20 protein-coding genes are annotated in these 22,224 nt (G+C 59.6%); 9 read left to right on the top strand and 11 right to left on the bottom strand.

Annotation, left to right across the window (positions count from 1 at the left end; all coding sequences use genetic code 11):
* Window position 1 precedes the first annotated feature (1 nt).
* The 3 genes from ACYQ6M_RS18925 to ACYQ6M_RS18935 all read left to right on the top strand — a co-directional run bounded on the left by ACYQ6M_RS18925 (window position 2) and on the right by ACYQ6M_RS18935 (window position 3,728).
* Window positions 2-970: a LysR family transcriptional regulator gene (locus ACYQ6M_RS18925; RefSeq protein ID WP_023001916.1), complete on the top strand. Its 969-nt coding sequence runs from the start codon at window positions 2-4 to the stop codon at window positions 968-970.
* A 162-nt stretch (window positions 971-1,132) separates the two neighbouring features.
* Window positions 1,133-2,215: an OmpA family protein gene (locus tag ACYQ6M_RS18930; RefSeq protein ID WP_460074993.1), complete on the top strand. Its 1,083-nt coding sequence runs from the start codon at window positions 1,133-1,135 to the stop codon at window positions 2,213-2,215.
* A 7-nt stretch (window positions 2,216-2,222) separates the two neighbouring features.
* The gene (locus ACYQ6M_RS18935; RefSeq protein ID WP_460074995.1) at window positions 2,223-3,728 is read left to right on the top strand and encodes a caspase family protein; all 1,506 of its coding nucleotides are present in this window, start codon (window positions 2,223-2,225) and stop codon (window positions 3,726-3,728) included.
* 48 nt (window positions 3,729-3,776) lie between these two features.
* On the opposite strand, the gene ACYQ6M_RS18940 is transcribed toward ACYQ6M_RS18935, so the two are convergent.
* The 4 genes from ACYQ6M_RS18940 to ACYQ6M_RS18955 all read right to left on the bottom strand — a co-directional run bounded on the left by ACYQ6M_RS18940 (window position 3,777) and on the right by ACYQ6M_RS18955 (window position 8,776).
* Window positions 3,777-4,433, bottom strand: a complete 657-nt coding sequence (locus ACYQ6M_RS18940; RefSeq protein ID WP_289807226.1) for a class I SAM-dependent methyltransferase — start codon at window positions 4,431-4,433, stop codon at window positions 3,777-3,779.
* A gap of 32 nt (window positions 4,434-4,465) precedes the next feature.
* Entirely contained in the window at window positions 4,466-5,728 is a 1,263-nt protein-coding gene (locus ACYQ6M_RS18945) for a BtaA family protein (protein ID WP_055657939.1), read from the bottom strand.
* Window positions 5,729-5,971: 243 nt separating this feature from the next.
* Window positions 5,972-7,180, bottom strand: coding sequence for a L,D-transpeptidase (locus ACYQ6M_RS18950; RefSeq protein ID WP_023001921.1), 1,209 nt, complete (start codon window positions 7,178-7,180; stop codon window positions 5,972-5,974).
* A 264-nt stretch (window positions 7,181-7,444) separates the two neighbouring features.
* Window positions 7,445-8,776 carry a dihydroorotase gene (locus ACYQ6M_RS18955; protein WP_460074998.1) on the bottom strand — a complete coding sequence of 444 codons (1,332 nt, stop codon included), beginning with the start codon at window positions 8,774-8,776 and terminating at the stop codon, window positions 7,445-7,447.
* Between the two features lie 195 nt (window positions 8,777-8,971).
* On the opposite strand from ACYQ6M_RS18955, the gene ygfZ reads away from it, so the two are divergent.
* From ygfZ to ACYQ6M_RS18980, 5 genes are all read left to right on the top strand, one after another.
* Window positions 8,972-9,886, top strand: coding sequence for a CAF17-like 4Fe-4S cluster assembly/insertion protein YgfZ (ygfZ, locus tag ACYQ6M_RS18960; RefSeq protein WP_460074999.1), 915 nt, complete (start codon window positions 8,972-8,974; stop codon window positions 9,884-9,886).
* A 23-nt stretch (window positions 9,887-9,909) separates the two neighbouring features.
* Complete coding sequence (locus ACYQ6M_RS18965) at window positions 9,910-10,572, top strand: YfbR-like 5'-deoxynucleotidase (RefSeq protein ID WP_152504542.1); 663 nt, start codon at window positions 9,910-9,912, stop codon at window positions 10,570-10,572.
* Between the two features lie 54 nt (window positions 10,573-10,626).
* Window positions 10,627-11,133 (top strand): tyrosine phosphatase family protein, encoded by a 507-nt coding sequence (locus ACYQ6M_RS18970; RefSeq protein ID WP_460075002.1) that lies wholly within the window; start codon window positions 10,627-10,629, stop codon window positions 11,131-11,133.
* Between the two features lie 20 nt (window positions 11,134-11,153).
* Window positions 11,154-12,197, top strand: a complete 1,044-nt coding sequence (locus ACYQ6M_RS18975; RefSeq protein WP_077290689.1) for an NUDIX hydrolase — start codon at window positions 11,154-11,156, stop codon at window positions 12,195-12,197.
* A 235-nt stretch (window positions 12,198-12,432) separates the two neighbouring features.
* Complete coding sequence (locus tag ACYQ6M_RS18980) at window positions 12,433-13,680, top strand: cell wall hydrolase (RefSeq protein WP_031269700.1); 1,248 nt, start codon at window positions 12,433-12,435, stop codon at window positions 13,678-13,680.
* Between the two features lie 87 nt (window positions 13,681-13,767).
* Here ACYQ6M_RS18980 and ACYQ6M_RS18985 read toward each other — a convergent pair whose 3' ends face one another.
* From ACYQ6M_RS18985 to dctP, 6 genes are all read right to left on the bottom strand, one after another.
* Complete coding sequence (locus tag ACYQ6M_RS18985) at window positions 13,768-14,271, bottom strand: YqhA family protein (RefSeq protein ID WP_055657928.1); 504 nt, start codon at window positions 14,269-14,271, stop codon at window positions 13,768-13,770.
* Between the two features lie 105 nt (window positions 14,272-14,376).
* Window positions 14,377-15,894 (bottom strand): malonate--CoA ligase, encoded by a 1,518-nt coding sequence (locus ACYQ6M_RS18990; protein ID WP_460075004.1) that lies wholly within the window; start codon window positions 15,892-15,894, stop codon window positions 14,377-14,379.
* 92 nt (window positions 15,895-15,986) lie between these two features.
* On the bottom strand, window positions 15,987-17,252 hold the full coding sequence (locus ACYQ6M_RS18995) for a malonyl-CoA decarboxylase (RefSeq protein WP_460075006.1): 1,266 nt from the start codon (window positions 17,250-17,252) through the stop codon (window positions 15,987-15,989).
* Window positions 17,252-18,568 carry a TRAP transporter large permease gene (locus tag ACYQ6M_RS19000; protein WP_023001931.1) on the bottom strand — a complete coding sequence of 439 codons (1,317 nt, stop codon included), beginning with the start codon at window positions 18,566-18,568 and terminating at the stop codon, window positions 17,252-17,254. Before ACYQ6M_RS19000 ends, ACYQ6M_RS18995 begins: the two co-directional genes overlap by 1 nt.
* On the bottom strand, window positions 18,568-19,116 hold the full coding sequence (locus ACYQ6M_RS19005) for a TRAP transporter small permease (RefSeq protein WP_055657921.1): 549 nt from the start codon (window positions 19,114-19,116) through the stop codon (window positions 18,568-18,570). Before ACYQ6M_RS19005 ends, ACYQ6M_RS19000 begins: the two co-directional genes overlap by 1 nt.
* Window positions 19,117-19,191: 75 nt before the next feature.
* Window positions 19,192-20,178 (bottom strand): TRAP transporter substrate-binding protein DctP, encoded by a 987-nt coding sequence (gene dctP / locus ACYQ6M_RS19010; RefSeq protein ID WP_023001933.1) that lies wholly within the window; start codon window positions 20,176-20,178, stop codon window positions 19,192-19,194.
* 133 nt (window positions 20,179-20,311) lie between these two features.
* Between dctP and ACYQ6M_RS19015 the strand changes: the two genes are divergently transcribed.
* Window positions 20,312-20,968 (top strand): GntR family transcriptional regulator, encoded by a 657-nt coding sequence (locus tag ACYQ6M_RS19015; protein ID WP_055657918.1) that lies wholly within the window; start codon window positions 20,312-20,314, stop codon window positions 20,966-20,968.
* Between the two features lie 6 nt (window positions 20,969-20,974).
* Here ACYQ6M_RS19015 and ACYQ6M_RS19020 read toward each other — a convergent pair whose 3' ends face one another.
* Window positions 20,975-21,910, bottom strand: a complete 936-nt coding sequence (locus ACYQ6M_RS19020; RefSeq protein WP_023001935.1) for a GlxA family transcriptional regulator — start codon at window positions 21,908-21,910, stop codon at window positions 20,975-20,977.
* Window positions 21,911-22,224 lie beyond the last annotated feature (314 nt).

Genomic DNA, 22,224 nt, shown 5'->3' on the forward strand with positions numbered 1-22,224 from the left:
AATGGCTGATGGATTACGCCCGATCCAGGCGGAACGGCTTGCCCGCGAACTGGACTGGAACCTGCTGAGAACCTTCATCGTCCTGGCCCAGTCCGGAAGTGTGACGCGGGCGGCTGACAGACTGCGCCTCAAGCAGCCCACCGTTTCCAGCGCACTGAAGCGGCTGGAGGACCGGTTGGGACGCAAGCTCATCAATCGCAAGCCGGGTCAGTTCGAGCTGACGGAAGCCGGCGAATTGCTGTTGAAGGAAGCCATCGAGATCCAGGGTTCCATCCTGAGGCTCGGGACCCTGATGCGTGACGTCACCGACGAGATCCGCGGCCACGTCGAAATCGCCATGGCCAGTCACGTGGTTTCGCCGCTCTATGACGACACCCTGCGCGAGTTTCACGAACGGCACCCGGCAGCAACACTCACCATCAACGTTTCGGCCAGCAAGGACGCACTGGAAGCCGTCACGTCCCGCCGGGCTTCGCTCGCCGTCTGCCTGGTGCGCGAACGCAATCCAAAGCTTGAGTACCTGCGCCTTTTCCGGGAGTTTTTCGGCCTCTTCTGCGGTCCGCCTCACCCGCTTTACGGCAAGACCAACCTGACAAAGGCCGATCTTGCCGGCCAGTCCGCTGTCAGCTTCGTGACCGACCGGCTGGAAGACGCCCTTCGTCCGGTAACGCTGATGCGGGCGGAAGCGGATCTTGAAGACCGGATCGTCGGCACATCGGCCAACCTGGAAGAAGTCCGGCGCATGATCATTGCCGGACTGGGCATCGGCCCCTTGCCCGTCCACGTTGCCAAGCGGGATATTCGAGAGGGTCTTTTGTGGCAACTCCCACCCTATGACGCGCTGCCGGAGATCGACGTTCATGTGGTCTGGAACCCCAAGGCGAAACTCAACCGCGCCGAACAGGCTCTTCTGGACATGCTGCTGGAAAAGATAAGGCTGACGCCGATAGAGGAGCGGACCTATCGCTGACACATATCGCGGACCATTGGCCTGCCGGCTTCTTTACCAACCCGAGCGACCAATACGGGAAACCCGGCAGCGGCCCGTTGCATTCCCCCGCTGACGTTGTAAAACTTTCAGGACGCTACGAAAATTGGCGATCAACGCCGTCCGGGTTGAAGGGGTAGGAAGATGAATGGTGTGCGGTTCGCCTGGAAAATGCTCTTCCTTGCGCTGGTAACAGTGGTCCTTATTCAGTCGCCTGCCAATGCATCGGAAGAATTCTTTGAAGGCGGCTGGACCCTGCAACGGGATGCTTCTTCCCTGCGCTTCCAGTCGGTCAAGAACCTGACCATCGTTGAATCCAGTTCTTTCGCGGAATTTGAAGGCGGCATAGACGATGCCGGCAACGCCAGCGTCCGCGTCTTTCTTGACTCGATCGATACGAAAATCGACCTTAGAAACGTGCGCATGCGGTTTCTCTTCTTCGAAACGTTCGAGTTCCCTGAAGCCGTCATCTCGACGAAAATTGATGCGTCAGCCCTGGCTGATCTTCCGACCGTCAAACGCAAGACGATCCCGCTTGCCTTCAATCTCAACCTTCACGGCGTCTCAAAACCGTTCGAGGCCAATGTTACGGTGACCTATCTGAGCGAAGACCTGGTTGCCGTTTCGAGCACCGCGCCGGTGTCTGTTGCAGCTTCCGACTTCGCCCTCGGTGGCGGTATCAAGAAGCTCGAGGAAGCCGCCGGCGTCGTCATCGTGCCATCGGCAACGGTCTCCTTCGATTTCGTCTTCGCCCGCAAATCGGGCGAAACGGACGAGGATGATGCCGACGACCAGACCCAGCAGGCGGCCGCTTCTCAGCCAGCTGCAAGCACCGCGCTTGAACCGGAAGGCAACCTGGACAACGAGGCTTGCACCGGCCGGTTCGAGATCCTGTCCCGCACGGACAACATTTACTTTCCAAGCGGCAGTTCGCAGCTTGATCCGCGAAGCCAGCCACTCCTGAACAGCCTCGTTGACATCATCATGAGATGCCCGGAGCTGACCATTGAAGTCGGAGGACATACCGACAGTGATGGCAGCGATACATCGAACCTGGCCCTGTCCGAACGCCGGGCGGGCGCGGTCAAGCAGTATCTTGTCTCCAAGAACGTTCCCGACAGCAGGATCAGGAGTGTCGGGTATGGCGAAAGCCGTCCCGTCGCTCCGAACACCTCCGCGGAAGGAAAGCAACGCAACCGGCGGATAGAGTTTGTCGTTGTCGAATAGGTCCAACATGCACCGCTTTGCAATCGCAATCCTCCTGGCACTGACAGTGACCATTGGCGCGCTGTCTGAGAGGGCTCACGCGGAACCGCGGCTGGCTCTGGTTGTCGGCAATGGCGCTTACACGACCGTGACGCCGCTGGACAATCCGGTAAACGACGCAAGCCTGATGGCCGACGCGCTGCGCAAGGTCGGCTTCGAGGTTACCCTCGTCACCGACTCCAGCCAGAACGAGATGATCACGGCGATTTCGCAGTTCGGCAGCAAGTTGCGAGCCGCGGGCGAGGACGCAACCGGGCTGTTCTATTATGCCGGCCACGGCGTGCAATCGTTCGGTGCAAACTTTCTCCTTCCGGTCGATATCGAACTTCAGGACGCTGCCGACCTCAGCCTGGTCGGGGTCCCTGCGCAGGCCGTTCTGCGGCAGATGTTCTCGGCACGGAACCGGACCAACATCGTCATTCTGGATGCCTGCCGAAACAATCCGTTCGTTTCCATCCCGGACCTCAGCGACAACGGTCTGGCAGAAATGAAGGCCCCCAGAGGCACCTTCCTCTCCTATTCCACCGCACCGGGCGACATCGCGCTTGATGGTATCGGCGGCAACAGCCCCTTCACCGAAGCGCTGGCCCGGCACATGCCGACACCTGGCATGCCCGTCGAAACCCTTTTCAAGGCGGTGCGGGTCGATGTTCTGAAGGAGACCGGCAACCAGCAGACCCCGTGGGATACATCCTCCCTCACCGTTGATTTTCAGTTTGTCCCGGCAAAGGCTCCCTCTGCCGAGGAAGTCGAGCTGCGCCAGATCTGGGACACGGTGAAACTCAGCAAGGACCCCTTGCAGGTCCTCCTGTTCCTGCGCGCGCACCCGGACAGCCGATACTCCGCAGAAGCCAGGGAACTCCTGACGGCTCTGATGGAGAAGGAAACGCAGCCCACCGCGCAGGCGACACCTGCCCCACAACAGGAATCCGAACCTGCCACGCCTCAGACAAGCGAGCGTGACATGATCGAAACAGCGCGCCGGGAGGGAACCGCAAGCGCCTATCAAACCTATCTGGACGCATATCCGAACGGTGCCTTTGCCGAACTCGCACGCCTGGAGCTGCAAACGATCGTCAACAAGGAGCAGAGCACGGACCCGGTCGCCAGTCAGCCGCTGCAGGAAGACGCGCCGGCCATCGCCGAGCAAGGCTCACCTGCCGCCGAGCCGGGGGAACCGTCAGCCGTCATAGCATTCAACGCCCCCCTTGCCATGGGAGAGCCGGATATCGCCACCCGAAGCATTTCGGAGCTGATCACCGGATCGCCGAAATTTCCACCGATCGAGGGCCTGCCGGAAGCGGTCTGGAAGGACAAGACTTGTGCCGCCTGTCATCAATGGGAGCAGGCGAACCTGTGCGACCAGGCCAAGACCTATGTCGCAGACAAGTCCAGAACCATCGAGAAACAGCACCCCTATGGCGGCACTTTCAAGAATGCGTTGCGGCTTTGGGCCGAACAGGGGTGTCCGTAACTTCGACGCCGGTTCTGTAGCGATCCGACGTGTTGTCGCGTGCTTCGGTTACCGCGATTTCGAGATCACCGCATAGTCCGAGTAGCCGGCGTAAAGGCGATGGAAAGAGGCAACTGCGCCGATGCTGGCAGCCAGGGCTTTCAACTCGCCTTCCAGGTCGGCTCGTGGAGATACGTGGAAGGATTTGAGCCAGGCAAACAGGACGCGCTTGAACCAGCCAGGCAAGCGTTCCTGCTGACCGAAATCGACCACGTGGATCCGCCCGTCCGGCGCCAGCCGCGCGGCACCTGCCGCCAATGCTTCGCGCCAGATCGGGATCATGGACAGCGTATAGGAATAAAAGACGCGGTCGAAAGCCGGAACACCAAAACCTTCCGTTGCCGCCGGGTTTGCGGCATCGCCTTCCACAAGCGTGATCCGGTCTGTCAGGCCTGCCTTGTCGATGTTCTTCTGGGCGGTTTCCAGCATGTTCCTGGAAATGTCGAGACCGTAGAAACGAACGTCCGGATAGGCTTTTGCAGCCGCAATCAGGTTCCGGCCGGTGCCGCAGCCAAGTTCCAGCACGACGCCGTCTCGCGGCGGCTGAAGCTCGCGGATCAGCTTGTCGCGCCCGAGCAGGTAGAACTTGCGGGTCAGGTCGTAAAAATGGCGCTGATGGCGATAGACGGCATCCATCAGCCGGGCTGTTTCGACGGCTTGGGTCATGACGCTATGTTTCCGTACGCAGGACGGCCAGCTTAGCCGTTGAACACATAAAGATGGAAGCCACCATAAATGGAGGAGCGGTCCTGACGGCCAAGCTCCAGGCTTTCCTCTTCCTCGTAGGTCCAGCGGTTCAGGATCTGGTCGGATACGCGGCCCGGCAGAAGTGTCGGTTCGGCAGCGGTGCGGAAGATGACCCGGGCACCTGGAAGCGCGGTCCGCGTTATCTCGGTCCAGAGTGCATTGAGCTGATGGTCTGTCATCCAGTCCTGGGCGTCCAGCAGCACATAGGCGTCAAGCGTATTGTCCTGAACCGACTGAAGGTGTTCGGTAAAATTGCGATTGAGCACACGGACACGGCCCGCACGCTGACGGATTTCCTCGAAATGCTCGCGCTTTAGGTATGGCGGCAACGGCCCGGCCGGCCCAGTGCTGTCCTGACCGCTTGGAGCATAGCCACGGCCGAAGGCCTGCCAGGCGAAATAGTTGTCCTGCATGGAGAAGTCGCAAGCGAGTTTCTCAAGCCGCTGACGCAGAACCGCAGACATGTCGCGTTCGGCACTGGCCGATACCAGGGCGTCATACTGCGCCGGCGGAATGCCGAGGCCGTAGAGCGACATCTTCTTGGACGTAGCCCAGCGCACCAGACGCTTGTCGAACAGCGGTGCCAGTGCAGTATCGAAGAAAGTGCGCTGTTCTTCCAGCGACCTGGTCTTGACCATGTGCTTCGGATCGATGCCATAGAGCCTTGCGACCAGGTGTCCCGCGCCGATGCAATAGCCCAGCAGACCGTGATGATAGAGGTCGCGCGAGAACAGCGTGATCCTCTTGCGGCCCCAATTGGCCATGTCACGGCCTTCCCAGTAGGCGACCGTTTCAGGATCGAGCTTGTCTTTCAGGAACCGCTGATAGGCGGCAACATTGGCCTTTTCGTCTGCTTCGCCGAAGAACCTGTAGAAGATCTCGTAATTCGGCAGATGCTTGGCTGCCGCCAGTTTCAGCCGGCCCAGCGCCACATGTGCACGGTTGAGGTCCACCGCAGTGATCTCGGCCGGATTTGCCGTCAGGTAGGACATGACGTTGCAGCCGCCCGACGCGATCGTGATCATTCGGGAGTCCGGCGTCAGGCGAAGAGCTCTCATGTCGACATCCGGATCTTCCCAGATCTGCGGATAGACAAGGCCCTTGAAAGCGAATGTGAACAGGCGCTCGAGAAAACCGTCCTTGGAGGTGGCTTCGGAACGGTGAACCGCATTCTTGAGACGTTTCTTCGATGCGGTAAGCGTGCTCTGCGCCATGTCTTTCTCCCGAGTCACCTGCGCCAATAAACTGCCTTCCGATACGTGACGGACGCGACAGTTTGGTGACGTTTGCGGAGAAACGAGCCGTTATCCGGATAATAAACCGCCAGTGAAGACCTGCCTCAGCAGTCAGGAGCGTCTTCGTCGATGGGAAGCCTTCCTCCCCAGCGGAAACGAAACAAAAAAGCCCCCGCCGAAGCGGGGGCTGTGTTTCCGTCCAGACCGTTGGGAGATCCGAACCTAGCGCGTGATAACCACGAAGTCGGTGCCAAGACCCGTGTTGCGGGTGAAGTTTCGGTCCGTGACCGTCAGGGACGAACCCGGGGTCAGCATCCTGGAAACTTCAAGCGCGACCTTCTTGGACATCTCGATCCGGTCGAGAACGTCCATCGACGCGCCACCGCGTTCACCTTCGGCAGATACCGCCATCCACTCGACCGACGAGTCACCGGGCTTGAAATCCATGGCAGTGAAAACGTGCGTTCCGATTTCCTGGTCGATATCCTTGATCGAGACAGGGGCGGAATAGACATCGCGGAACTTGCGACGGATCCGCAGCGTTGCATTCTTCGGCTCTTCGTATCCGGCATCGGCATGGATGCGGAACTCAAGCGCATTGGTCAGCTGACCGGTTACCGGCAGTTCGGCACCTTCCTGGTACAGGCTGATTGCTGCACGGGTCTTGCGGCCCATGACACCGTCTTCCGGACCGGCATTGAAGCCCATCTGGTTGAGCAGCTGTTGCAGCACCTGAATGCGGCTTGGTGCTTTCTGCGGCGTGATGATCATCCGAAGAGGCTGATCGAAATAAGGATTTTCCGGCTGTACTGCCGGCAGGTTAGCCTGCAGGGGCGCTTCCTGAATGGCACCACGCAGAGCCGGATCGGCTGCAATGGTCTCGTCCGTCAGGCTTGCGACCTCGGTTTCAGGCACATAGGGCTGCGGCAATACAGCGTGATGCACACCAAGCGGGTTCGCCTCGCCCCGTGTCACGACAACATGCATGCCGCGCTCGGTCATGCTGTAAAGCGACTGTGCAAATGCTTTCGGAAGACGAATGCAACCGTGCGAAGCCGGATAGCCGGGCAACCTTCCGACATGCAGGGCAATACCCGACCATGTCAGACGCTGCATGAATGGCATCGGCGCATTGTCGTAGAGGTTGGAAAAGTGCTTGCGCCTCTTTTCCAGAATGGAAAACACACCGGTCGGTGTGCTGTGGCCGCGCTTCCCGGAGGAAATCGACGACACTTCGATCAGATCAAGGCCGCGATAGACCTTGATCTTCTGCTCGTCCAGCGACACCAGCATGTGCAATGGCGGTTCGCTTGCCACATCCGTTTCCGGAGCGGCGTCACGCGCGAATGCGGCCGACATGGCGGCGAACGAAATAACTGCGGCACCGGTCAAGTTGAGCAGCGAGCGCTTGTGCCTGCTCCGGCTATTCATTTCCAATGACAACATCCCTGAGCTCCCCAACGCAAATACCCATAAAGCTCGATTAAAACTGTAACCAACATCTGTGTAGATCGGGTTAGGAAACACGGTTACTTATTGGTTTCCTTCGACCTTTCAGCCGCAAAGTCGCACATTACCCAGCTCGCGGCTGTTATTCACATCACATTTTGTACAGCTAGCAGCCGCAACGTGAACGGGGCCTGAATGGGGAAAACGGCCCATTCACGCCAACGGTTCCCGCAGAAGCGGCTTTTCTCAGGCTTTCAGTCCGTCCAGGAAACGGACGGGTTCGCCACGCGAGGGTGTCGTCAGCTCGCCGTCCCACATGACGCGCTGCCCGCGGACAACAGTGCCAACCGGCCAGCCGGTGACGTCCTTGCCGTCATAAGGTGTCCAGCCGCACTTGGAGGCAATCCACTCGTTGCGGATCGTTTCCTTGCGCTTCATGTCCACCACGGTGAAGTCGGCATCATAGCCGACTGCGATCCGGCCCTTGAGCGCCGTCTGGAAAAGACGGGCCGGGCCTGCACTGGTCATGTCGACAAAACGCGCGAGGCTGAGGCGGCCTGCGTTGACATGATCCAGCATGATCGGAACCAGCGTCTGCACACCGGTCATTCCGGACGGGGACGCCGGATAGGGCTTCTGCTTTTCTTCCAGAAGATGCGGGGCATGATCGGAACCGAAGATGTCGAGAATGCCCTGCTGCAAGGCCCACCAGAGACGTTCCGAGTGGCGCGGTGCACGCACCGGCGGGTTCATCTGAACCAGCGTACCCAGCCGGTGATAGGCTTCGTCCGTCAATGTCAGGTGGTGCGGCGTCACCTCGATGGAGGCGACATCCTTGTGGTCGATCAGGAAATCGACCTCCTCTGCCGTAGACAGATGCAGAATGTGGATCTTGGCGCCGGTTTCGCGCGCAATGCCCACAAGACGCTGGGTGCACTGGAGCGCTGCGATCTCGTCACGCCAGATCGGATGGGAGCTTGGGTCGCCTTCAACACGTTCTCCCTGACGTTCGCGCAGGCGGAATTCGTCCTCGGAGTGGAAGGCCGCCCGGCGGCGGGTTACGGACAGGATTTCCTTCACGCCCTGGTCGTCTTCCACCAGAAGGTCGCCGGTGGAAGACCCCATGAACACCTTGATGCCCGCTGCCGCCGGCAGTCGTTCCAGGTCAGGAATGTCCTTGACGTTATCCCGCGTTCCGCCGACCCAGAAGGCAAAGTCGCAGTGCATGCGGTGGTGTCCGCGCCGCACCTTGTCGGCAAGGGCTGCCTCGGAAGTCGTCAGCGGATTGGTGTTCGGCATCTCGAAGACCGCGGTGACGCCGCCCATGACGGCAGCACGGGAACCGGATTCCAGGTCTTCCTTGTGGTCGAGACCGGGCTCGCGGAAATGCACCTGGGTATCCATGACGCCCGGCAGGACATGCAGGCCCGTGCAATCGACCGTTTCGCCTGCCTGTGAAGCGTCGAAGGTGCCTATGCCGACAATCCGGCCGCCGCGAACAGCGACATCACGCTGCCCCTCGCCGTCCTGATTGACTACGGTTCCGCCCTTCAGGATCAGGTCATAGGTCGCGCTCATGTGGCTCCTCCGCGTTAATTCGGGTTTATCGGCAGGTCGGTTTAACGGGCTTATACGCGGCCCGGCGGCAAAGGACCAGACAGGGGCCGACAGATTCAGAACCTTGCCCACGGTGGGGAAAGCGCCTATGTGGCACTCAAGTGAAACTGGCCAGACAACCTGTCTGAATCAGTCATCCGTTCCATGGAGCCTGCCGTGTCGACCCTGTCCTATGCCCATCTGTCCGACCGCTCGTTGATCCGCGTTGGCGGTGCCGAGGCACAGCATTTCCTGCAAAACCTGGTGACGGCAGATATCGACGGCATGACGGAAGATGGCGCACGCGCAGGTGCCCTGCTGACGCCCCAGGGCAAGATCCTGTTCGATTTCCTGATTTACCGCGTCGAAACCGGGTATCTGCTGGATGCCCCATCAGAAACGGCAGCCGACCTTCTGAAACGGCTGACATTCTATCGGCTGCGGGCAAAGGTGGAACTGGAACTGCTGTCGGAAGACGTCGGAGTGATTGCGGTTTGGGATGACGCTTCGGAAGCGGGCAACGCTTTGAACCTTGGTCTGGAGGCAGCCCTGGCCTGCGTCACGGATCCGCGGCTGCCAGCCCTCGGGATGCGCATAGCCGCTTCAGTGGCTGATCTTTCCGCAATGCTCGATGGTTCCCCCGCGGACGTTGCGGCCTATGATCTTCACCGCATTTCAAAAGGCGTGCCGGAAGGTCTGAAAGACTACGACTACTCGGATATTTTCCCTCACGATGCCGATCTAGATCAGCTTGGCGGTGTCTCCTTTTCCAAGGGATGTTACGTCGGCCAGGAAGTGGTTTCGCGCATGCAGCACCGGGGCAGCGCCCGCAAGCGGTTCGTTCAGATCGAAAGCGGCGCGATGCTCCCCGAAAAGGGCGCCGATATCATGGCCGGCGGCAAATCCGTCGGGGCGCTCGGGTCCAGTGCCGGTACCGGCGACAGCGCTGTGGGCCTTGCCCTGCTCCGTCTTGACAAGGTAGCCCAAGCCAAGGACAACGGCATCCCTCTGCAATGCGGTGACGCGGAGATTCTGGTCAAGGTGCCCGACTGGGCATCGTTTTCCTTGCCGGAGCCCAGCACCGCGGACTGAAACCGCGAGATCTTTGAGGACCGATGGCCTCTGCCCGAACCGACCAGCCCCCGCGCGCCTGGCAGCGCATGTTGTCCGGCAGACGGCTCAATCTTCTGGACCCCTCACCGCTCGACGTCGAGATCACCGACATCGCCCATGGCCTTGCCCGTGTCGCCCGCTGGAACGGACAGACCTATGGCAACCATGCCTTCTCGGTCGCGGAACATTCGCTGATCGTTGAAGACATCGCCATGATGCTGAAACCGGACCTGCCGCCGCACTGGCGCCTGGCTGTTCTGCTGCATGATGCGCCGGAATATGTCATCGGCGACATGATATCCCCCTTCAAGTCCGTCATCGGTGAAGCCTACAAGGGGGTGGAATCCCGCCTGCAGGGGGCAATCCACCTGCGGTTCGGTCTGCCTGCGGCAATTCCCGTGGCCGTGAAGAAGCTCGCAAAGCGCGCCGACATCATCTGTGCCTATTTCGAGGCGGTGGAACTGGCCGGTTTCGACGAAGACGAAGCTGCCAAGATTTTCGGCAAGCCACGTGGTTTTCCGCTCGATGCGAACGGCAAGTTGCGTTACGGCCTTGAGCCTCTGCCGGTGAAATCTGCCCAGGAAATGTTCATGCAGCGCTTTGAAGAGATCGAAGCCCTGCGCGAAGCTGGGAACAACCCGAAAAGCAGACAAGCTAACGGGTGACCTTGCCCACGAATGACCCTAGTTTATTGACGGATACGAAGAACCGGTTCTGTCATGCTGCACGTTTGTTCCCTGTCGAAATTGCCCGAAACGGTGGTCTCCACCGGCGCCAAATCCGTGATCACCCTGATCAACGCCGAAATGAGCGTGCCGACCCCTGTCGGTATCTTGCCGGAACGCCATCTGTTTCTTGCCTTCAACGACATTGTAACGCCGGTGAAGGGGCTGGTTCCGGCCAGTGAAAGGCAAGTGGAGGCTTTTCTGTCCTTCGTGAGATCCTGGGACCGGCAGGAACCGCTGGTGATACACTGCTGGGCAGGCATCAGCCGCTCGACGGCCGGTGCCTATGTGGCAGCTTGTGCGCTCAACCCGAATGCGAATGAATACGATCTTGCGAAGATCCTTCGGACGCGGTCGCCGTCGGCCACACCGAACGCCCGGATTGTTGCGATGGGCGACAAGATCCTCGGCCGTGATGGCCGCATGATCGACGCCATCCGGGGCATCGGCCGCGGTGCAAATGCCTTTGAAGGCAACCCCTTTGTCATGCCGATCGACTGACGACCAACCACGGAGACGCAATGCCCCACCGGCAAGCCAATATTGAAATCGGATTGAATGCCGTCATCGTATCGGTTGCCGGAGGCCTGCCCCAGATCGTTCACGTGAACGATGCGAAGGAGGCCAGTACACAGACAGGCCAGAAAACCGGAGCAGAGAGCGGCACGAATGCGCCGGGTGAGGCAACACTCGATAGCCTTCCGTTTGGTCCATTCGACCCGATCCGTCACCGCACCTTCGAAATCGGCCTGCGCTCCTGGGTGGAAAACCAGACCGCGCTGAGGTTGGGATATGTCGAACAGCTTTACACTTTCGGCGACCGTGGCCGGCACCGGGTCTTCGGTGATGAAGGACCGCATGTGGTTTCGGTCGGATATCTGGCTTTGACACGTCAGACCCCGGATTCGGAAAGCATGCTCCTGCGGCACGATTCGGCATGGCGTTCCTGGTACGACTATTTCCCCTGGGAAGACTGGCGCACCGGGCGTCCCGAGGTCCTGGATCGGGACATTCTGCCTGCTCTCGACGCCTGGTCCAGCGAACCGCCGCCTTCGGGTGAGCCGCCCAAACCACTTGGGCGTCAGGAACGGGTGCGCCTTGCCTTTGGCACCGGCGGAACTTCCTGGGATGAAGAACGGGCGCTGGAGCGGTTCGAACTTCTTTATGAGGCTGGCCTCGTCGAAGAAGCCCGGACCGATGGACGGCCCGCGGCCCTGCGGCGGTCAAACCTGCCTTTTCTCGGCGCGTCGATGCGCTTCGACCATCGCCGGGTGCTGGCGACAGCCATTTCCCGGTTGCGCGGCAAGTTGAAATACCGACCGGTGATCTTCGAACTGATGCCGGAGACCTTCACGCTCACCGAGCTTCAAACCTCAGTCGAGGCCATTTCGGGACGTCATCTGCACAAGCAGAATTTCCGCCGCCTGGTAGAAAACGCCGACCTTGTCGAACCGACCGGTGCAACGTCGACCGCGACCGGGGGCCGCCCGGCCGCCCTGTTCCGGTTCCGCCACCAATTGTTGAGCGAACGGCCTGCCCCCGGGCTTCGTGTAGGCGGGCGCTGACGGCTTTCTGCTATTTTTTTCGACACGGCCATTAAAGTTAAGTCCTTAGTAATATTAACCATAACTCCTCCTATCGACGCGAAAACTTCCACGATTTTCCACGAATTCCAGTCTTATTAACGCTCTTTCAAGGTTAAGCAGACATCTTCAATTTCAGCGTCGTTGTTTACACAGCGTTCACGCTGTTCGTCCGGCGTTTTCGGGACGATGTGTAACGAGTTGGAGTTGGCTGCGTATGTCTGGCCTTAAGTCCCGCAACGGAAAGCGGTTTTCTTCTAAAGTGACACAAGATTTCGGCCCGGTCCGTGCGCGTATGCGCCGGCTCAAATATGTTCTTGTTGCCTGCCCACTGGTCTGGCTCGGTATCGGCGGATCGGTTGGAAACCAGGACATCTTTTCGCTCGTCAACTCGCGCAAGGCGGAATCGCCGCGCTGGATGATGTATCTTGAGCCAGCGAATTTCACGACGAAGGTTGCACCGAAACTGGCGCTCGGCACGACGCCGGTACCCGACCATATCTCTGCACCGATCCTGACACTGACGTCCGCAGATGAGGATTTCGAGGCCAGGCCACTCGTCGGTTTTGAAGAGGTCGCCATGAACGCCAGGCCGACCGAAGTGCCCGATACGATCCTCACCAACAGCACCGCCAAAAGCGACCGCCTGATCACGATGGCGCCGGACCGCCAGATGGTCGACAGGGCAGCCGGCAATCTCTACGCCATGTCGAGCCTGATCTCGACGGAGAAGAAACACGAGGATCTGCCCCGCGTCGCCTTCGTCAAGGCACAGCCGCTCAACTCCCAGGAAACCAGCATGCTCGCCAGCAACGGCAAGGATGGTTTCCCGGAAGGTGGGCCGCTGGACCTGCAAAAGGTCATGATGGCTCGCAATGCCGCTGCCGCCAGCTTCTCCCTCGTTTCCGCCTACGCTCCTGAAAGTGTGAAGGAAACCAAGGAACCCTTCGACGCGCTGTTCGGCGCTGCCATGTACGAGCAGGAGCTGCCGCCGCCGGAAGATCCCGACAACCCGCATTGGTGGGCGCAAAAGCCGCTGCCGTTGTCCGTTGGAGACAAGAAAGAGCAGCGCTGCCTTGCCGAGGCCATCTACTTCGAAGCTCGCGGTGAAAGCGAAGATGGCCAGGTGGCCGTCGCGCAGGTCGTGTTGAACCGGGTCAAGAACCCGGCCTACCCGGACAGCATCTGCGGCGTCGTTTACCAGAACCGCCACAAACGCAACCGCTGCCAGTTCTCCTTTGCCTGCGATGGTATCAAGGATCGCATTTCCAGCCCGACCGCCTGGGCAACGGCCCAGAAGCTGGCAAGGGATGTCGCTGACGGCAAGCGGTATTCGAAGATGGTCGACGCTTCGACCCACTATCATGCGACCTACGTCAACCCGCGGTGGGCGAAGTCCATGGCAAAACGCGGCAAAGTCGGCCTGCACATCTTTTACAAGACCTACGCCGGCGGCTGGAACTGATCCTGCCGCCCGGGGCCTTCTCCACGTCCTTCTTCGGCCTGCTCGTGCCATAGGCATCCTCAGACGCCTGTGGCACGTCCTTTCCCGTCAGTCGCTCGACTTGAAGACGTTGGTGACCACATAAGTTGCCAGAAGGACGAGATGAAACCCCAGAAGGGCGGCAACCTGAAGCGGTGTGGTCTGGGAAAATTCCAGAAGTTCGCTCAACACGTGGATCGATGAGATGATGATGATCGTCGAGACGATCCGGTGCTTCATCCGCCTGTAGGCCTTCTCGCCCTGCTGGATGTAGTCATCGCCCTGCACAAGCGCCTTCAGCCGGAAGGTGTTGTAGGTGTTGGTCGCCACCATGATCACCAGATTGGCGATGAACACCATGTCGAGCAGATTGAGAATCAGCAGAATCGTCTTCTTTCGGTCCAGAAACTCGAAGCTCTGGATCGCGTCGTAGATATCGACGAAGAAGGTGACGAGAAACAGCACCATGGCAACAGACAGACCGGCCAGGATCGGAACCTGCGCGTAGCGGGTCAGCCTGATTACCGGATCGCTTGCCGGGATCTTGCGGTCTTCGTTCTCACGTTCGCTCATGTGCCTGCCCCGACTGTCCTTCTTCAGAGCTAGCACGAGTATGGATTGCAGACCAACCCGGAAGGTCGGCCGGCGATAGATGCCGGCCGGATCAAACGGCTGAGATCAAGCGGTTGCGAAAGTGTCCTTGAACTGCTCGCGAAGAACGTTCTTCTGCACCTTGCCCATGGTGTTGCGCGGCAGGCTGTCGACCAGAACAAGCTTCCGCGGATGCTTGAAACGGGCGAGCGATGTTCCGGCAACAGCAAGGATAGCGTCCAGATCGGGCGTTTCCGGGCTATCCGGCACCACCAGGCCCAGCACTGTTTCACCGAAATCCGAATGCGGCACACCAATGACGGCGCTTTCCCGAACCCCGGGCTGGGCATCCAGGATCAACTCGATCTCCTTCGGGTAGATGTTGTAGCCGCCGGAAATGATCAGGTCCTTGTTGCGCCCGACGATATGGACATAGCCGTCTGCGTCGATCATCCCGAGATCACCGGTGATGAAGAAGCCGTCCTCCCGCAATTCGGCAGCGGTCTTCTCCGGCATCTGCCAATACCCCTTGAAGACGTTCGGGCCGCGCACCTCTATCTGGCCAACCGTTTCGGCCGGCAACGTGTCGCCTGTCGCGGGGTCCGTGATCTTCAGTTCCACGCCCGGGAGCGGGAAACCGACCGTCCCGGCGCGGCGCTCGCCTTCATACGGGTTGGAGGTATTCATGTTGGTTTCGGTCATGCCGTATCGCTCCAGGATCCGGTGACCGGTCCTTTCCTCGAACTGCCGGTGCGTTTCGGCAAGCAGTGGCGCGCTTCCGGAAATGAACAGCCGCATGCCCTTTGTGAGCTCGGCCGTAAAACGCTCGTCCTGAAGCAGTCGGGTGTAGAAGGTCGGCACGCCCATCATCGTCGTTGCCCTGGGCATCAGATCGATCATGGCGTCGAGATCGAATTTCGGCAGAAACAGGATGGCGCCACCAGCGGCCAGCGACACGTTGGTCGCAACGAAAAGCCCGTGAGTGTGGAAGATCGGCAAGGCATGCAGCAGCACATCCTTGTCGGTGAAGCGCCAGAGTTCCGCCAGGGTGGCGGCATTCGACAACAGGTTCGCCTGTGTCAGCATTGCCCCCTTCGACCGCCCTGTCGTGCCGGAGGTGTAAAGGAAAGCGGCCAGATCGTCCGGCGCCCGTTCCACTGTTTCAAATTCGGAGGGTTTGGCTTTGGCCTGATCCGTCAGCGACCCGCTTCCGTCAGCGTTGAGCGTCTCGAGGCGGGCGCCGAGTTTCGAGACGACAGGGTCCAGCAAGGTCTTGCTGCCACCGTCGCAGACCACGGTCCTGGCGCCGCTGTTTTCGATAAAATAGCTGAGCTCATCGACGGTGTAGGCCGTATTGAGCGGCAGGAACACGATCCCCGCCTGAGCACAGGCCGCGTAAAGAGCCAGAGACGTGGCTGACTTTTCGACCTGGGCGGCGAGCCGGTCACCAGCCACCATGCCGTTGTCGGTCAGAACATGGGCAATCTGCGCCGCGCTTTCCAGAAACGCAGCATGGGTCAGGATGGAGCCGTCCTGAAAGATCAGAAAGGGAGTGTTCTTGCCGGCATGCTTTCCGAACAGTTGGTCGTAGAGTGGGTTTGTCATCTATGGGGCTCCTGGATCAGCAGGCTTTCGATCTAACCTTGCAAGGCCAAAAAGCTGATCGATTCTATATTGTTAGAGCTTATTAGCCGCATTCAGTTCAGTGCGGATAGCTCTAAAGTGAACGCGTTTTCTCCAGCAGTGCTGAGTGATTTGATTTCAGATGAAGCGGCAATTGTCCGGGTCGAAGCGAACCTCTCATGGTTCTGGGTTACCTTCTCCAGATCATAGAGATAATTGACCATGACGCCGGCAGACTGCTTCATTCCCTTGTCGGAAAGATCCGCGCCTGCGTGCACCTGGTGGACCAATGCACCATTGCCAAGGTGGAAGCGGGCAACTGGGTCCAGCGGCAGACCGTCCTTTCGCTTTGCGGTCATCAGGTACCGGGCTGCAAGCTTGCGCAAGGTATCCTCGTCGGCAGAGCCGTGGTCGATCCCCTCGCCTTCCAGCCAGCGGACCAGCCCCGGGATCGGCGACAAGGTGACGAATGTCTTGAGCTTGGGCAGCTCAAGCGACAAATCCGCGGCCACCTGTTTGATAAGCGAGTTGCCGAAGGATATCCCTGCAAGGCCGGCTTGGCAGTTGGAGATCGAATAAAACACCGCGGTATCCGCCGTATCTGCTTCGATCTGCGTTCTGTTTTCGGCAAGAAGACCCTGGATGGAGCCTGGAATACCCTTTGTCAGGGCAACTTCGACGAAGATCAGCGGCTCGTCCGGCATTGCCGGATGCAGAAACGCGAAGCACCGCCTGTCGACAGGTTCCAGACGCCGGCGAAGATCGCTCCAGCTGTCGATCGCGTGAACGGCTTCATAGGCGATGATCTTTTCCAGAAGCTGGGCCGGGCTTTCCCAATTGATCGGCCTAAGTACCAGGAAGCCGCGGTTGAACCAGCTGGCAAACAGATGCCGGAAGTCCAGATCAAGCGCCTGAAGGGCATCATCGCCCTTGCTGAGGCGCAACAGGTCCTCGCGCATGCCGACCAGAAGCCGGGTTGCATCCGGAACCTGGTTGAGCCGCCGGATCAATTCCTGCCGCGGAGGTTCGACAGCCTCCATGAATTCGCGGTAACTGGCCTTCGACTGCCCCTTCTCATAATGCTCCAACGCCGATCTGACAGCCGGAGCCGATATGGCCAGACCGTCCGCGAGATGACGGAAGAAGGCACGTTTTTCCTCGTCATTGAGAGCGCCATACCGGCTGAGGATCTGCCGGGCAAGATTTTGCCCGGAGACCTCCCCGGTTGCACCGATCAGATCGGCGACGAGCGCCTCGAGCGGACGATCATCCGCCTTGTCCGCCCCCTTCGACAGGTATCTTCGTTCGAAAACGGTCGTCAGCAGATCGGCAAGAAACATCACCGCGCTTCTCCCATCACCACGTCCGGCAGCCAGGTGGCCAGTTCCGGAAACAGACAGAGGATGACGATCGCCACGAACATGCACGCCACGAAAGGCAGGGACCCGGTGAGGATCGTCTTCAAGGAAATGTCCGGAGCAATGCCGTTGATCACGTAGAGGTTCAACCCGACCGGAGGAGAGATCAGACCGATCTCCATGTTGATGGTCAGGACAACCGCGAACCAGATCGGATCGAAGCCGGCTGTGGTGATGATCGGCAGCAGGATCGGTGCCGCCATCAGGATCACCGCGACGGGCGGCAGGAAGAACCCGGCAATCAGCAGGAAGACGTTGATTGCCGCCATCAGGATCCAGCGGTTGACGGACAGCGTACCGATCCATTCTGCAATCGCCTGCGTGATGAAAAGCGACGACAGCATGTAGGAGAAGACACCGGCTGCCGCGATGATGAAGAGGATCATCACGCTTTCCCGTGTGCTGTCGCGCAGCACCGTCCAGAGCAGTTTCGGGCTCCAGAGCCGGTAGATGATGACCGCGATCAGCAGACAGAGCAGCGCGCCGACGGCAGCGGTTTCAGACGGTGTCGCGATGCCGCCATACATGGCATAGAGCACACCCAGAATAATGAGCATAAACGGCAGGACGCGCGGCAGGATCTCGAACTTCTCCGCCCAGGAATAGTTGCCCGCGCTGAGCACGCTGGCATTGCCGCTGCGCCAGGTCGAATAGAGCGACCAGGCCATGAAAAGGCCCATCAGCATCAGGCCGGGAATGACACCTGCCAGGAACAGACGACCGATCGAAGTTTCGGTTGAAATGCCGTAGACGATCATCGTGACGGACGGCGGGATCAGGATGCCGAGCGTGCCGCCCGCGGCGATGGAACCGGCGGCGACACCATCCGGATAACCGCGCTTGCGCATTTCCGGAATACCCATCTTGCCGATGGCCGCACAGGTGGCGGGTGAAGACCCGGACATGGCAGCGAACAGGGCGCATGCACCGAGGTTCGAGACGACCAATCCACCGGGTACCCGGGTGAGCCAGCGTTCCAAAGCCTCGTAGAGATCGGCCCCCGCCCGAGTGGAGGCGATGGAGGCGCCCATGATGATGAACATGGGGATCGACAGAAGGGCGAAGTTATCAAGTTTGCCGAACAGGATTTCGGGCATCAGTTCGAGCGACCGGAAGCCGTCGAATGCCAGCAGGAAGCCGGCGGAAACGATCAACAGACCGATCGCAACGGAAATGCCGGAGAAGAGGACCAGGATGGTGGCGACCGCCACCAGGGCGCCGAGCAGCAAGGGATCCATTATTTGTCCTCCAGACCGAAGGGTTTGTCGATACCGATGAGAACCGCGTAAAGATCTGCGGCGAGCTGCAGCAGCAGCAGTCCGAACCCAACGGGGATCGACAGATACGGGATCCAGAGCCTGACGCCCCAGACAGTGTCTGAGGTCCAGCCCTTCGACCAGGCGAGGTACCAGAATTCAGTGCCGTAGAAGAGCATCATCGCCATCACCAGGATCGAGATTGACAGCGTGATGCAGGCCAGCACGAAGCGGGCACGTGGTGCCAGCGACAGGGGAAACAGGTCGACATTGACGTGCCCCCGAAGCCGCTGAACGTAAGGCAGCCCCACAAGGGTTGCGGCGATGACCAGATAAATGACCGTTTCGGTCTGCCAGACGGTGGAAGCGTTGAGCACGAGGCGCACGAAGATCATCTGGCAAGTGACGACGACGGCGACAACGATCATCGCTGCCGCACACCAGCCGGCCACGGTCGAAATCGCTGCGACAACGCGCAAGAAGGGGTTGCTGCCGGCATGCGCTACCGCAGCCGTACTGTGGCCCGCCATGGGTCACTCCTTGAAATGAGGTCCTTTGGAACAGGTTTCGGGGCGGCTTTCAGGCCGCCCCGCAAGTTCAGTCGCTTATTCGACGGCGAATGCCAGATCGAGAAGCTGCTGACCGTTCGGGGTTTCTTCCACGAACGCCTTGTAGGAGGTTTCCTTGGCAAGAGCCCGCCAGGCATCGAAGTCCGCTGCGGTCATTTCGGCGATTTCGACACCGTTCTCACGGAAGACTTCTGCAGAGGCCGCATCTTCCTTCTTGGCTTCTTCGAGATAGAAAGCCTGCGCCTTTTCAGAAGCCGCCAGCAGCGCTTTTTGCTGGTCTTCTGTCAGGCTTTCGAACTTGGCCTTGTTCATCAGGAGCGGCTGGTACATGAACCAGAGCGCATATTCGCCAGCCGGGGTGTAGCAGGACACCTGCTCGTAAATGCGATAGCTGACGAAGGACGAGGACGAGGTGTTGACCGCGTCCAGAACACCGGACTGCATGGCATTGTAGACTTCCGAAGACGCCATCGAGGCAATTGACGCGCCTGCGCCTGCAAGCATCTGCTCAAAGGCCTTGCCCGCAGCGCGGGTCTGTAGGCCCGGCATGTCTTCCGGCTTGGTGATGCACTTGTCCTTGGCTGCAAAGCCGCCGGCCAGATAACCGTGCACCAGCACGATCACATCGTCCTCGGCCATGATTCCCTCAATGGCCTCCATGAACGGGCTTTCGTTCATGCGGGCCGCATGGTCATGGTTTTTCACCAGACCCGGCATCAGGGTGAGGTTATAGGCAGGTTGCTGGCCACCGGCATAGCTGAGCGGCAGAACGGTCATGTCCAGCAGACCGCGAGACAGCGGCTTATACTGTTCGCGCGCCTTCAAAAGCGACTGGGACGGGAAAATCTTGATGTCGAGATCGACACCGGCCGCCGCCACGTCGTCGGCAACCATCTGGGCCACCTTGTGACGAACGTCGCCGGTGGACCACTGGTGAGACAGGCGCAGCTCGGTCGCGTTGGCGGTGAGCGCGCTGGCAAAAAGCGTCACGGCAGCAACCGACGCTGAGAATTTGAAGTTCATTTTTTCCTCCCTGATGGTTCCGGACGGGAACCGGAATTTGATCTTACCCTCATGTGATGTTTTTCTGTCAAGTCATTTTGTATACAAGATCGACAATATTGCGCGCGAAAAACTCCTATGCTAAATGCGAAACATGGAAAGAAAACGATCCGACCGCATCGCGGATGCGCTTGAAGGGCTGATTTTCGACGGCACTTTCGCCGATGGCGACAGGCTGGACGAGGTTCAGCTTGCCGGCCGGTTTTCGGTTTCCAGAACACCGGTCCGGGAAGCCCTTCACAGGCTTTCCCAGTCTGGTCTGGTCGTGCAGATACCCCGCCGCGGTGTCTTCGTCCGGCAACCCGGTCCGGTGGAACTGATCGAAATGTTCGAAGTGATGGCAGAGCTGGAAGCCGTGAGTGCGCGCCTGGCTGCCGCGCGTATTTCCGAAACTGCCCTTGCCGATCTTCACGCTGCGAACGAGCGTTGCAAACACGCCGTCGAGGCGCAGGACACGGATGGCTACTATCTGGAAAACGAACAATTCCACGCCATCATCTACCGCCAGTCAGGCAACCGTTTTCTGGAGCAGGAATGCCTTCGCCTTCAACGGCGTCTGCAGCCCTTCCGAAGGGTGCAGTTGCGCGTGCGCGGGCGCATGAAACAATCCATGGCCGAACATGAAGACGTCGTTGCCGCCATCGAGGCTGCCGACGGTGAACGGGCGGCGGCTGCCATCCGTCGACACGTTTCCGTACAGGGCGAGAAATTCCATCACCTGATGGCAAGCCTGAAGCCCGCAGCCGAGTAAGCCCTTCTAGAACTCGAAAACCCGGCCATGCTGCTGACGATCCGCGGCAGGACTTGTGCCGAGGGCTGACCGGTAGCGTTTCGAAAAATGGGATGCGCTGGCAAAGCCGCAGGCCATAGCGATGTCGATCATGCGCATTGAGGTGCGGCAGACGAGTTGGCGGGCAATGTCCAGACGAACCTTGGCGTAATATTCCTGCGGGCTGCACTTCAGATATTTCTGGAATTCCCGCTGCAACTGGCGGGGGCTGACGTCCAGTTTCTGCGCTATTTCCTGCAAGGAGAGCGGCTCGACGACGTTCTCGGTCATCAGGGCGATGCTGCTGCGCACCCGCTGCGAGACGGATTCCAGATCATCACGCATGTGCTTGTGCTGCCGCTCATTGCCACTGCGCCAGTCGTGATGAAGGGCAATTTCGGCGACGTCCGCAGCAACCGCACCGCCGTGGACCTGGGCCACGAAGCCGATCATCAAATCGAGCGCGGAGGTTCCCCCGGCGCAGGTCATGTACTTGCCGTCCGTCTGAATGAGGCTGTCCACCAGCCGTGCATCAGGAAACCGCTCCTTGAAGAAATCGGCATATTCCCAGTGGATCGTACAGTTCCTGTTGTCCAGCAGGCCGAAGTCGGCCAACACATAGGCACCAGTGCAAATGCCTGCGATCCGGCTGGAGCGGTTGGCCAATTTCCGGATGGCAACCTTCTGGGCCAGTGTCAGCCCAATGCGTTCCACATCGTCACTGCTGCAGACCGCAAGAAGATCCGGCCGCTCGACATCGCCGATGGCGCAGTCGGCCCGTATGGTGCTGCCGTTGCTGGCAACGGCGTCGCTGCCGTCCAGACTGCAGCAGCGATATGTGAATGCCTTGCGTTTCAACACCTTGTTCGCGATCCGCAGAGGCTCGATTGCAGAGGCAAAGGAGAGCAGGGAAAAATTTCTCATGAGCAGAAAGCAGATCTCGACGGTTCGCGAGGCAAGCGCCTCCCCGCCGTCATCCCCTGCACTTCGGCCGGGGGGCGGAGAGGATTTCCGCCCTGGGGAAACTTGTGCTTCGTCCAATCTAGCGCTCACAGGTATCCTGCCTTCACCATCTTCATCGGCTCGAACCGATCTTGAAGAACCTTCAGCCGGAAATTTAGCAGCCGGAAAAGCTGCTCCCTATCGGGAAACCGGACTACATTGTCGCAGTTCTTCCGTTGCGCTACCCGGCACACGCCTCACGAAAGAGGCCGCCGTTGTGGTTTACAGGCTCCCAG

The organism is Roseibium sp. ROS1 (assembly GCF_054658215.1).